The following is an 11302-nucleotide window of genomic DNA, read 5'->3' on the forward strand; positions in this document are numbered from 1 at the left end:
AAATACTCATGAACCATGTGAAGCACACGACCTGGCTGGTGCCGGCGACCCTGGCTCTGGTCGCCTGTGGCGGCGGCAGCAGCAACTCCATTGATGACGATTCCGGCAACAACGGTGGTGAGGCCTTTGAGGAACAGGTCATCAACGCCCAGTCACAGGATGCCTACGCATACCTCAACCTGGACACCGGCGAGATGGTCGGGGAGAGCGGTGACTGGCACATGGCATTCCGGCGCACCAATATCCAGCTGAACGGCGGTGCATCAGGCAGTGGCAATGTGGCCGGCGCGCTGGCAGTGGCACAGGATAATTTCTACACCGGCCCGGGCACTCCCGACAACAACCTGTTCCTGAACGCCACCGCCGATGCAGAGCTGGAACATCTGGCCGACAGCTTCCCGGCCCCGGACAGCTGGCAGACCGACACGGCCACCACGGCATTCGGCAGCGACTGGTACAACTATGACTTCCAAACGCATACCGTCAGTGCCAACCCGGATAATGGCTGGCTGGTGCGCTCCGGTGAAGGCGACAGCTACGCCCGCGTCCGGGTAACCAGCCTGGACTATACGGCAGATCCGATCACCTTCCAGGTCGAGATGACCGTGCAGGCCGCGGGAACCACACAGCTCACCACCGATCGCACGTTCAGTGGTTCGGTGCCGGCCGCCGGTGGCGATGCCTGTTACGATTTCGATGCCGGCCAGACGGTGGCTTGCGCGGGCACTGTCTGGGATCTGAAGCTCAGCTTCGGCTCCCGGTCGCTGGCATTGCTCAGCAACAGTGGCCCGTCCGGAGAGGGCGATGGCTCTGTTATGGGCCCCGTAGCCTGGGCTGATTTGTCCGGCTATACCAGCGCCACCCTGGACTCCAATGGTGACTCCCTCGCGCCAGCCTATACTCCAGATCAGACTGCCGGTGTCTTCGGCGAGAACAGTTGGTACGCCTACAACTTGCAGGGTGCCCACAAGCTCTGGCCCAACTACCGGGTCTTCCTGGTGAATACGGATACCACCGATGATGCCGCGCCGGTCTATGCCGTGCAAGTCATTAACTATTACGGAGAGGATGGCAACAGTGGGCAGCCGGTCCTGCGGTGGAAGGAAGTGACGCTGACCGGGGAGGACGACTGATGAATGCAACAGCAAGAGCGACCCCGGAACAGCAGCTCGGTGAACGCTGGCGGGCCCTGCTGGATGCCAATCCGGGGATCCGGATCCGCCAGGCGGCAGACGAGTTGGGGGTCAGCGAGATGGATCTGGTGCACCTGCGCCCGGCGGAGGAGCTGGCGCCGCTGAGGCCGGAGTTTGCCGCATTGATGCAGGATATGAAGTCGGTTGGTCCGGTGATGATCCTGGCGCGGAACGATCAGGTGGTTCACGAGGTCACCGCTGCCTTTGGCGAATTCACGGTTGGTGGCTCGGGGGCCATGGGGCTGGCAGTTGGCGATGTCGATGTACGTGTGTTCTTCCGGCAATGGGCCCATGGCTTTCATGTGCAGGAACAGGTTCGCTCCGGCAACCGGGAAAGCCTGCAGTTCTTCGACCGCCATGGCATGGCGATCCAGAAGATCTACCGTGTGGAAGACACTGACGAGGATGCCTGGAAAGCCCTGGTGGCCGCCTACCGGGCGTCGGACGCGCCTCCGGTTGAGGTGTATGGACGACGCGTCCCTCTGGTCAGAGCTGATATGGATACCGTGGATGTGAAAGCCCTTCGCATCGACTGGGAGGCCCTCAGGGATGTTCACCACTTCGGCGCCATGCTCAAGCGACACGGCGTGGACCGTCTCACCGCCCTGCAACAGGTAGGCGATCAGTGGGCCAGGCGGTTGCCCGATGTCGGCGGGGATGAATCGTCGATTCTCGACATACTGCTGGAGAATGTCCGGGCAAGTCGTTGCCCGGTGATGTTCTTCGTGGGTAACCCGGGCATCGTCCAGATCCATACCGGTGTGGTGGGCAACCCCAGGCGCATGGGCCCCTGGATGAATGTACTGGACGAGGGCTTCAACCTGCACGCCAATACCTCGGGCATCAGCGACTGGTTCCGGGTGCGCAAGCCGACGGTTGATGGCGTGATCACCTCGCTGGAAGCCTACAACCGCCAGGGCGACATCGTCCTTACGGTATTTGGCGAGCGCAAGCCGGGGCAGCCGGAGCTGACGTTGTGGCGGCGCGAGATGGACACCCTGGAGGCCACGCTATGCGGTTAACGGTTGTCGCTGCCCTGTGTGCGCTTTTGCTGCCCGTTGTCGGGCAGGCGGATGACCGTCGGGTGGTGAGTGCCGACGGCGCCATCACCGAGATCATCTACGCCATCGGTGCCCAGGACCAACTGGTGGCGGTGGATACCACCAGCCGCTATCCGGCGTCGGTGGCGGATCTGCCCAGGGTTGGCTACCTGCGGGCCCTGCCTTTCGAGGGGGTGTTGGCGCTGGATCCTGATGTACTGATCACCACCGAGGAAGCCGCTCCGGATGAAACACTGGAGCGTCTTGCGCGGGCCGGTGTCAGCGTTCGGCAGTTGCCGGTGGCCCGTACGCCGGAGGCCACCGTCGGGCGCGTTCGTGCGGTCGGCGACGTGATGGGAAGAGCCGCTGCCGCGGAACGCCTGGCAACCGAGCTGGAACACCAGGTCGCCTCGGTGGTTGCAAAGCGGTCGGAGGCTCCCGCGCCAAGGGTATTGTTCCTGCTGGCAGCCGGCCCCCGTGGTGTGATGATCGCCGGTGACAACACGGCAGCTCAGGCGATGCTCGAAACGCTGGGCGCGGAGAATGCCGTAACCGGCATCCAGGGTTACAAGCCCGCCGGCCGCGAGGCCTTGCTGGCATCGCGACCGGACGCCATTGTGATTGCGGAAACCCGCCCCGGTCAGTTTGATATCGACGACTGGCCTGAGCTGGCAGCACTGCCGGCGTGGCAACAGGGGCATCATGTGACCTCGGACAGCATGCTGTTGCTGGGCTTCGGCCCACGGCTGGCGGATGCATTGGCCACAATTGTCCGGGCGCTGCCCGCGGGGGAGCAGGTCAGCCAGCATGGTTCGTGACGAGGCAGGGCGGCTCGCTCCCGGTATTGCACTTGCCGGTATCGCCACCGCTGCGCTGGCGGTGGCCTGGCTATCGGTAACCAGTGGCGCCTATCCGTTGTCCCTGAGCGATATCCTGTCGGTCATCGTGCGGCCGGCGGAGGCCGACCATGTGGCCCGGATGGTGCTGGTGGATGTACGCCTGCCCAGGTTCCTGCTGGGCTTCCTGGTGGGGGCTGTGCTGGCGGTGTCGGGGGCGATACTGCAGGGATTGTTCCGCAATCCGCTGGCGGATCCCGGGCTGATTGGCGTGTCCGCCGGCGCTTCCCTGGCCGCCATCGGGGTAATCGTGCTCGGCGGCACCTGGCTGGGACGCTGGGTGGCGTTTGCCGGTGAGTGGGCGCTGCCGATAGCCGCCTTTATCGGGGGTAGTGGCACGGTCTTTCTGGCCTGGCGTATTGCACGGCGAGCCGGCGAAACGTCCGTTGCCACCCTGTTGCTGGCGGGCATCGCTATCAATGCCATCGCCGGGGCAGGCACTGGTCTGTTGACCTTCTATTCCAGCGACGAGGAACTGCGTTCACTGACCTTCTGGACCATGGGCAGTCTCGGGCATGCCAGCTGGGATGATCTGATGGTAGCCGGACCCTGGCTTGTGCTGGCATTGGTTGCCTCGCCGTTTCTGGCCCGGCCTCTCGACGCCTTCCTGTTGGGGGAGCAGGTGGTTGGCCACCTGGGCTACCGCACGGACTGGATAAAACGGGCCGCCATACTGGTGGCCGGGTTGGGGGTTGGTGCCGCGGTGGCGGTCAGCGGTCTGATCGGGTTCGTGGGTCTGGTGGTGCCTCACCTGGTGCGCCAGGTTCTGGGGGCCAGTCACAGGACGTTGCTGCCGCTCAGTGCCCTGCTTGGCGGGACGCTGCTGGTGGGTGCGGATTGCCTGGCCAGGGTTATCGTGGCGCCGGCGGAGCTGCCTATCGGATTGATGATGTCATTGATCGGTGGTCCGTTCTTTCTGGCCCTGCTGCTGAAACGAAGGATAATCTGATGAGCCTGACAGCGAGCGAAGTCTCCGTGAAACTGGGAACCCATGCCGTGGTGCGAGATGTCAGCCTGCAGGTAGCCGAAGGCGAGCTGGTGATTCTTCTTGGGCCCAACGGCGCGGGGAAGTCGACCCTGTTGAGCGCGTTGGCGGGGGAAAGGGCGGTTGCTTCCGGGCAGGTTGCCATGGCGGGGCGGGCACTCGCGGACTGGCTTCCAGCCGATTTGGCAAGGCATCGGGCGGTGATGCCCCAGCGTGTGGATGTGAATTTTCCGCTGACTGTGGCAGAGGTACTGAAGCTCGGTCGACCGCCGGAACCGTCGGAGCGATCGGCGCCGATCCTGGAGGATCTGCTGCAACGGCTGGATATCCGGCACCTGCGGTACCGGCGTGTGCCGGGCCTTTCTGGCGGTGAACAGCAGCGGGTGCAGCTGGCGCGGGTGCTGGCGCAGGTGTGGGACAGTCCGGGACCAGTGGTGCTGCTACTGGATGAATGCACCTCTGCCCTGGACCCCAGCCATCAGCAGCAGGTGTTCGGCTTACTGAAGCGACTTTCCCGTGAGCGCGGATTCGCCATCCTGGCGGTCGCCCATGACCTCAACCTGGCAGCCCGCCATGGCGACCGGCTGGTATTGCTCAGGGAAGGTCAGACCTACAGCGACGATCGTCCGGAACAGGTTCTGACGGCACATGCCCTGAAGGAGGTGTATGGCTTGTCGTCCCGGATCATGATGTTGCCGGAGGGATATCCCATGGTGGTGCCGTCGGACGGGCCCCATGGTGATTATCAGACCGCCCCCTCAAAACCGGTCTGCCGCCAGGCCTCATAAAGCACCACGGCGGCGGCATTGGACAGGTTCAGGCTGCGGCTGCGGGGCAGCATGGGCACCCTCAGGCGCCGGTCCGGTTCGAGGGCGTTGCGCACGCCCTCGGGCAGGCCACGGGTCTCCGGGCCGAACATCAGGTAGTCGCCCGCCTGGAAGCGAACTTCATGGTACGGCTGGCTGCCTTTGGTGGTCAGGCCAAACAGCCGCTGCGGCTGCTCCGCCTCCAGGAATGCCTCATAGCTGGCGTGGACACTCACGCTGGCGTACTCGTTGTAATCCAGTCCGGCCCGCCGCATCTGCTTGTCCTCCAGGGAAAAGCCCAGGGGTTCAATCAGATGCAGCTGACAGCCGGTATTGGCGCAGAGCCGGATGATATTGCCGGTATTCGGCGGTATCTCCGGCTCATAGAGCACAATGTGGAACATTAACGTTCCACGGCAAGCGCCACGCCCATGCCACCACCAATGCACAGGGTAGCCAGGCCTTTCTTCACGTTACGGCGCTGCATCTCGTGGAGCAGGGACACCAGGATACGACAGCCGGAAGCACCGATGGGGTGACCCAGGGCGATGGCGCCGCCATTGACGTTCACCTTGCCGGTATCCCACCCGAGGTCCCGGTTGACGGAGATGGCCTGGGCGGCAAACGCTTCGTTGGCTTCCACCAGGTCCAGGTCGTCCACGGTCCAGCCGGCGCGCTTCAGGCAGCGCTGGCTGGCGGGGATGGGGCCGGTGCCCATGATGCTGGGGTCGACACCGGCATTGGCGTAGCCCTTGATCACGGCCAGCGGGGTCAGGCCCAGCTCTTTGGCCTTGGCGGCACTGCACACCAGCACGGCGGCTGCACCATCGTTCAGGGAGGAGGCGTTGCCCGCGGTGACGGTGCCGTCCTTCTTGAAAGCGGCCTTCAGCTTGCCCAGACCTTCAGCGGTCACACCATCACGAGGGCCTTCATCCTGGTCGACCACTACCGGGTCACCCTTGCGCTGGGGGATGGTGACGGGAACAATCTGGCCGTCAAAATAGCCTGCGGAGCGGGCGGCTGCGGCTTTCTGCTGTGACGCGGCGGCGAACTCGTCCTGCTCTTCGCGGCTGATGCCGTATTTCTCGACGATGTTCTCGGCGGTCACGCCCATGTGATAATCGTTGAAAGCATCCATCAGGCCGTCATTGATCATGGTGTCGATCATGGTCCAGTTGCCCATGCGCTGGCCATTACGGCTGTTGGGTACCACGTGGGGCGACTGACTCATGCTTTCCTGGCCGCCGGCGAGGATCATCTCGGCATCGCCACACTGGATGGCCTGCACGGCCATGTGCACGGCCTTGAGGCCGGAACCACAGACCTTGTTGATGGTCATGGCGGGCACGGAGGCGGGAATGCCAGCATTGATGGAAGACTGACGGGCCGGGTTCTGGCCGCAACCGGCCGTAAGAACCTGCCCCAGAATAACTTCATTGATCTGGTCGGCGGCTACGCCGGTCTCTTCCAGCAGGGCCTTGATCACTGCAGTACCAAGCTGGTCCGCTTTCAGGCTGGACAGGGAGCCACCGAAGGTTCCGATGGCGGTGCGTTTTGCTGCTGCTATGACGACGTCTTGCATTTTGGGGGTGTCTCCGTTTTGAGTTCTTTCGCGCTGGACTGCGAGTCCGGGGGCGCGGTACCCCGCCGGATACCTGTTGATTACTGCGCTTTCTGAATTCGGGGAGGTCAATTCTATCTGAATTCACGAAGTCGACCTAATGGTGCACTTCTTAATTATTCAGGCGCCTCTTACTCTGGAATCTGCCGGAAAAAAATTCAGCAAAACAAACGACGAATGAGCTGAAGCCGCTCCCGCCCAATAGCCTCACCCAGTTCCTTGCCTTTGAAACCCTCCGCCATCAACGACCGGGCATCCACCGAGCGGGCTTCCTCCATTGCCTGTTCCAGCTTGCTACGGGTCTCAGGATCCAGCCCATCCGGGAGACAACTCAGCGTCTCCAGCAACAGACCAAACCGCTCAGGCCGCCGCCAGGCATCCGCCTGGTTGAACAGCTCGAACACCCGTTCCGCCGTCAGCGACGGTTCGCGGGCAGCCGGCGCCACCTCCACCACAAGCCTCGACAGGTCCCGGCAGTCATTGGGGGCCTTCAGCGCTGCGGCCCGGACCGATACCTGAGCCGGGGACAAGGGATGGAGCAGGGCTGCAAAACGGCATTCGGTGGCCAGGTTCTGCTCAGCGGTACTGGCCAGTGCGGCCATGGCATTGCCGAAAGCCACCTCGTCGTCCGCCAGTTCCGGAATCAGGTCGCGAAGGGCGCCGGACGTCCTGAGAACCTCAAAGAAGGTGACAGGCGTGACTTCATGCAGGGCACGCTGGATTTCCTGCCACACACGCTCAGGCACCAGATGCCGGACCTCGCCGTCCTCTACCATGCTTCGCATCAGGGCCATGGTATCGTCTTCCACCCGGAAGCCCAGGTTATGGAAGCGCGCCGCAAAACGAGCGGTGCGCAGAATGCGTAGCGGGTCCTCCGCGAACGCTTCCGATACATGGCGAAGCTGACGGTCTTCAAGATCCTGCCGTCCGTTGAACGGATCCACCAGGGTGCCGTCTTCGGCCATGGCCATGGCGTTAATCGTCAGGTCCCGGCGTTTGAGATCGTCCTCCAGAGTCACATCCGGGGCGCTGTAAACGGAGAAACCGTGGTAACCCCGCCCCTGTTTGCGCTCGGTACGGGCCAGGGCATATTCCTCGTGGGATTGCGGATGCAGGAATACCGGGAAATCAGCCCCTACCTGCCGGTAGCCACGGGAAAGCATCTCATCCGGCGTGGCGCCCACCACGACCCAGTCCCGGTCCTTCACCGGAAGGTTCAGTAATTTGTCCCGGACTGCGCCGCCGACCAGATAGATGTTCATGAAGCAAAAGGCCCGTTGTCGATGGATTCGATCAGAGCGTGATTATGAAGACCGACGGACCATCAGGCAAAAGAAAGCCCGCCGTGGAGGCGGGCTTGCAGAGACGGGAAGGCGGGTTGCTCAGAAGGCCACGCCCAGTTCAATCGACCCACCCACGTCGGCATCGCTAACCAGTGCGGCAATGTCGAGCCGGGCACCGAAGGGTGACAGACCAACACCGGCGGTGAACTGGGTGTCTTCCTCGATGCCGTTGTTGTCGTCATTGCTGGCAATATTCTGGCGTGCACCCACGCGCAACTGGGCAAAACGGAAGGCGTCGAATTCGGCACCGACGGCTACCCACTGGGTATCGTCGCCATGCCCGAAGGCCTTGCGCTCCGTCAGCTCGGCCTCAGCAGTAACGACGTGATATTCACCACTATGGGCGATACCGGCGGTCACCATCGGGTCCAGCTCCAGGGTGACCTCTTCTTCACCCTTTGCGGTATCGAATTCCGAGTCCAGCTCCATGGGGATCAGGTTTTTAACCGCGATGCCGGCATTCCACTGCTTTTCTTCGCCGAAGGCATAGGCTGCGCCCAGGTCCAGGTTGAAGCCGCTCTTGGAGGACTCGTAGTCGCCGTTGTCGAACTCGTCTTCATCAAAATCGTCAATAAACTGCGTGTACTGGTAGGTTCGCAGCTGCACATACTTGGGAGAAACACCCAGTTGCACCGGATTTTCCAGTCCCAGTTCAAAGGAACGCCCGAAACTGACGCCGGCTTCGATGACCGCGGCGGCCAGTACGTGGGCAGACGAGTCCAGGTTGCCATCGAGTGACGAGGGATTGGTACTATTATTCGCGTCAATCACGGCCTGCAGTTGGGCGAGGTCATTGTCGTCGACATTACCACGAGCGGTTGCCCGCAGGTTGGCATTGGTGAACACGCCAACGGCCAGCTTTTCGCCGGGAATGGCCAGGCTCAGGCCTGCGCCCACATCTACCCGCATAGTGTCTCGGTCCAGGGCTTCGAGCTGGTCGTAGAGCTTCTCGGCCTCAGTCTGTACTTGCGCCGCACTAACGTTTGACCCCACCAGATTGTTGTACGAGTCGATGGTGTCCTGAATATCGTCGATCTGGTTAATCACCTCTTCTTCGTCGGCGAACCGAGCATTGATCGACGGAATGATCAGACCGAAGTCGTCGGTCCAGTCATGGTGCTTCGACGCCAGCATGGCCGGATTGGCACTATTGGCGGTGGCCGGATGAGCTATGGCAACACCGGTCCCTCCCATGGCGAAGGAGCGTGCGGTATTGAAGGACTGCGGTGCGGCGATGGCAGCGGTGGAGCTGGCAGAGAGCGCGACCGCCAGGGCAAGACGACTGACTTTCATGGTTGGGTACCGTTTGTTGGCTGATGGAGTCTGAATTATTAACTATTGGTCAGGGTTATGAGGCTAGGGGATATCGTGACCGGGTTCACTGTTTTCCCGGTTACGGATTGTCGCGGTATGTAACCGGAGCCGTGGCGGCGAGACTTTGCCGTCTGAACACCCGGGTTTCTGAGTAAACCGAATGAAATGTCGGAAATTCAGTGGCATGGGCAACCTGGCCCGAATTTTTCATGTGGGCGGGTATTGTTTCGTCTGGAATGACAACCGGAGTCCCGCATGAAGTCATCCTGTATTGCCCTTTTGCTGCTGGTGGCGCTGTCTGGCTGCACCAAAAGCAGCCTCTACCATTATGAGGAGCGAGGGGAGCTGCAGACCCGCCAACAGGAGTTCGAGCCCATTGTGGTTCGGGTCAGCGGTTTCGGCACCTATGAAAACGTTGCCACTGACCGGCCCAATACCCGCAAGCGCCTGATGGCCCGGCGAGCGTCGCAGCTGGATGCCTATCGCAACCTGGCCGAGCGGGTCTATGGCACGGTGGTGTACGGCAGCTCCACCGTCAGCGATTTCGTGTCACGCAATGACATGTTCCGCACCTACGTGGACAGCTATATTCGCGGTGCCAAGCTGGTGACCGTCAACGAGCACAGCGATGGCGTCGTCGAGACGGTGATGGAGCTGAAGCTGGAGCCACGGTTTCGTGAGTGTGTGTCCCGGGTAAGCGACCGCGATGTGGGCAGCCTGTGCCCGATGCCCATGCCGCGGGGCAATGACGCCGCCGGTGATGTGGTCAGCCGCGAAGGTACTGACTCCCTGTATTACCTGGATTGAGAGTACCTGGATTGAGAGTATCTGGACTGAGAGTGCCTGGATTAAGAGCACCTGGCTTGAGACCACTGGATTGAAGACAACGACCATGACACTGATGATCCGGACACTGATGCTGATCCTGCTGGTTTCCTTCACCGCCTCCGCCCATGCCGTGAGGCTGGAAGGCACCGGCATTGCCACCATTCGTGGCGGCGATATAGAGGCCGCGCGAGTGGAAGCGCGCAAGGCCGCGCTGCGGGATGTGGCGCTGCAGTATGACGCCCGCATCAGCAGTCAGGATACGGTCCGGGACGGCAGGATTACCGACTCCCGGCTCACGGTGTCATCCCGCGCACGGGCGTCCAATGTCCAGGTGCTCGACGAACGCCAGGTGGGTGGCGCCCTGCGCATCACCGTGAGTGCCGAGGTATCTGACAACCCGGGTAGCTGTCAGAGCGGCGAGGCGGCGGGGCTCCGCAAACGGGTCGCGGTGACCGGTTTTACCTTGCAGCAACCCGAACAGGCTCGTCTGGGCAGTCTTGACGACGCCGGCCAGATGTTGCCGCACCGGTTGCAGGTGGGGTTGCAGGCCCAGGGTAACCTGCAGGTACTACGGGCGTCCTCGACACAGCTGTATCCGGATGTGGCCAATGCCCCCACCACCCAGCACTTCGATAACCGGCTGACCAATGTCATCGGTGTGGCCCGGGAAATGGGTGCCCAGTTCGTGGTGGCCGGGGTGATTCGCGATATCGGGGTGGAGAATCCCTCGGCCTGGAACACGTCGGTGCTTCACAAGATCGGTCGCGGGCTTGGCGCCACCAATACCGAGCGTCGTTTTATCGCGGACATGATGATTTTCGACGGTTTCAGTGGCTCTCCGGTCTACCAGAAGCGGTACCAGACCCGCGGTCGCTGGGACGCGGGCAGGGGCCAGTCCGGCGGTTTTGGATCTGCCGGCTTTCTGGAAACGGATTATGGTCAGGCGGTGACCGGGGTGGTCACCCAGATGCGGGACGATATCCAGGAGGCCCTGGCCTGCCAGCCTTTCATGACCCGGATTACCCGGGTGGAAGGCACCAAGGTCACCATCGCCTCCGGTGCCACGGCCGGCTTGCGTCCGGGGGATAGCCTTGCGCTATACCGTAGCTACTCCCACTTCGACAGCCCCGACGCGACGCCCGAGCTGCTGGAAGCGGATATCGAAGTGACTCTGGACAACGTGTTCCCGGAATACGCCAACGGACTGATTCCCCAGTACGGTTCCCTCGAGAACATTCAAAGGGGTGATATCGCCATTATCTGGTAATCCTTCTGT

General features: G+C 62.2%; 11 protein-coding genes. 7 read left to right on the forward strand and 4 right to left on the reverse strand.

What is annotated here, in order from left to right; translation table 11 throughout:
* The first annotated feature begins 8 nt into the window (after positions 1-8).
* Genes IE079_RS15050 through IE079_RS15070 form a run of 5 tightly spaced genes read left to right on the forward strand, consistent with a single transcriptional unit; the run spans position 9 to position 4902 of the window.
* Positions 9-1133, forward strand: a complete 1125-nt coding sequence (locus IE079_RS15050; protein ID WP_189577612.1) for an HmuY family protein — start codon at positions 9-11, stop codon at positions 1131-1133.
* Entirely contained in the window at positions 1133-2215 is a 1083-nt protein-coding gene (locus IE079_RS15055) for a hemin-degrading factor (RefSeq protein ID WP_189577613.1), read from the forward strand. The genes IE079_RS15050 and IE079_RS15055 overlap by 1 nt, the downstream gene beginning before the upstream one ends.
* Positions 2206-3051, forward strand: a complete 846-nt coding sequence (locus IE079_RS15060; RefSeq protein WP_189577614.1) for a heme/hemin ABC transporter substrate-binding protein — start codon at positions 2206-2208, stop codon at positions 3049-3051. The genes IE079_RS15055 and IE079_RS15060 overlap by 10 nt, the downstream gene beginning before the upstream one ends.
* On the forward strand, positions 3041-4078 hold the full coding sequence (locus IE079_RS15065; protein WP_189577615.1) for a FecCD family ABC transporter permease: 1038 nt from the start codon (positions 3041-3043) through the stop codon (positions 4076-4078). The genes IE079_RS15060 and IE079_RS15065 overlap by 11 nt, the downstream gene beginning before the upstream one ends.
* Entirely contained in the window at positions 4078-4902 is an 825-nt protein-coding gene (locus IE079_RS15070; RefSeq protein WP_189577616.1) for a heme ABC transporter ATP-binding protein, read from the forward strand. Before IE079_RS15065 ends, IE079_RS15070 begins: the two co-directional genes overlap by 1 nt.
* On the opposite strand, the gene trmL is transcribed toward IE079_RS15070, so the two are convergent.
* From trmL to traF, 4 genes are all read right to left on the reverse strand, one after another.
* Complete coding sequence (gene trmL, locus IE079_RS15075) at positions 4860-5324, reverse strand: tRNA (uridine(34)/cytosine(34)/5-carboxymethylaminomethyluridine(34)-2'-O)-methyltransferase TrmL (protein WP_189577617.1); 465 nt, start codon at positions 5322-5324, stop codon at positions 4860-4862. The two genes, IE079_RS15070 and trmL, sit on opposite strands and share 43 nt — an antisense overlap.
* Positions 5324-6502, reverse strand: a complete 1179-nt coding sequence (locus IE079_RS15080; protein ID WP_189577618.1) for an acetyl-CoA C-acetyltransferase — start codon at positions 6500-6502, stop codon at positions 5324-5326. The genes trmL and IE079_RS15080 overlap by 1 nt, the downstream gene beginning before the upstream one ends.
* Before the next feature lie 197 nt (positions 6503-6699).
* Positions 6700-7803 (reverse strand): tRNA nucleotidyltransferase/poly(A) polymerase-related protein, encoded by a 1104-nt coding sequence (locus IE079_RS15085; protein ID WP_189577619.1) that lies wholly within the window; start codon positions 7801-7803, stop codon positions 6700-6702.
* A gap of 120 nt (positions 7804-7923) precedes the next feature.
* The gene (gene traF, locus IE079_RS15090) at positions 7924-9177 is read right to left on the reverse strand and encodes a conjugal transfer protein TraF (protein ID WP_189577620.1); all 1254 of its coding nucleotides are present in this window, start codon (positions 9175-9177) and stop codon (positions 7924-7926) included.
* Between the two features lie 276 nt (positions 9178-9453).
* Here traF and IE079_RS15095 point away from each other — a divergent pair, with 276 nt between their 5' ends.
* Positions 9454-10005 carry an LPP20 family lipoprotein gene (locus tag IE079_RS15095; protein WP_189577621.1) on the forward strand — a complete coding sequence of 184 codons (552 nt, stop codon included), beginning with the start codon at positions 9454-9456 and terminating at the stop codon, positions 10003-10005.
* Positions 10006-10090: 85 nt separating this feature from the next.
* Positions 10091-11293 carry a flagellar assembly protein T N-terminal domain-containing protein gene (locus IE079_RS15100; protein ID WP_227712533.1) on the forward strand — a complete coding sequence of 401 codons (1203 nt, stop codon included), beginning with the start codon at positions 10091-10093 and terminating at the stop codon, positions 11291-11293.
* The last annotated feature ends 9 nt before the right edge of the window (positions 11294-11302 follow it).

Origin of the sequence: Marinobacter zhanjiangensis (genome assembly GCF_014651935.1) — a bacterium.
GTDB classification, from domain to species: Bacteria; Pseudomonadota; Gammaproteobacteria; order Pseudomonadales; family Oleiphilaceae; genus Marinobacter; species Marinobacter zhanjiangensis.

What these genes read in the sequence shown, in the direction of transcription:
- IE079_RS15050 (WP_189577612.1), top strand. Translation starts at nt 9, where the DNA reads ATGAACCATGTGAAGCACACGACCTGGCTGGTGCCGGCGACCCTGGCT.
- IE079_RS15055 (WP_189577613.1), top strand. Translation starts at nt 1,133, where the DNA reads ATGAATGCAACAGCAAGAGCGACCCCGGAACAGCAGCTCGGTGAACGC.
- IE079_RS15060 (WP_189577614.1), top strand. Translation starts at nt 2,206, where the DNA reads ATGCGGTTAACGGTTGTCGCTGCCCTGTGTGCGCTTTTGCTGCCCGTT.
- IE079_RS15065 (WP_189577615.1), top strand. Translation starts at nt 3,041, where the DNA reads ATGGTTCGTGACGAGGCAGGGCGGCTCGCTCCCGGTATTGCACTTGCC.
- IE079_RS15070 (WP_189577616.1), top strand. Translation starts at nt 4,078, where the DNA reads ATGAGCCTGACAGCGAGCGAAGTCTCCGTGAAACTGGGAACCCATGCC.
- trmL (WP_189577617.1), bottom strand. Translation starts at nt 5,324, where the DNA reads ATGTTCCACATTGTGCTCTATGAGCCGGAGATACCGCCGAATACCGGC.
- IE079_RS15080 (WP_189577618.1), bottom strand. Translation starts at nt 6,502, where the DNA reads ATGCAAGACGTCGTCATAGCAGCAGCAAAACGCACCGCCATCGGAACC.
- IE079_RS15085 (WP_189577619.1), bottom strand. Translation starts at nt 7,803, where the DNA reads ATGAACATCTATCTGGTCGGCGGCGCAGTCCGGGACAAATTACTGAAC.
- traF (WP_189577620.1), bottom strand. Translation starts at nt 9,177, where the DNA reads ATGAAAGTCAGTCGTCTTGCCCTGGCGGTCGCGCTCTCTGCCAGCTCC.
- IE079_RS15095 (WP_189577621.1), top strand. Translation starts at nt 9,454, where the DNA reads ATGAAGTCATCCTGTATTGCCCTTTTGCTGCTGGTGGCGCTGTCTGGC.
- IE079_RS15100 (WP_227712533.1), top strand. Translation starts at nt 10,091, where the DNA reads ATGACACTGATGATCCGGACACTGATGCTGATCCTGCTGGTTTCCTTC.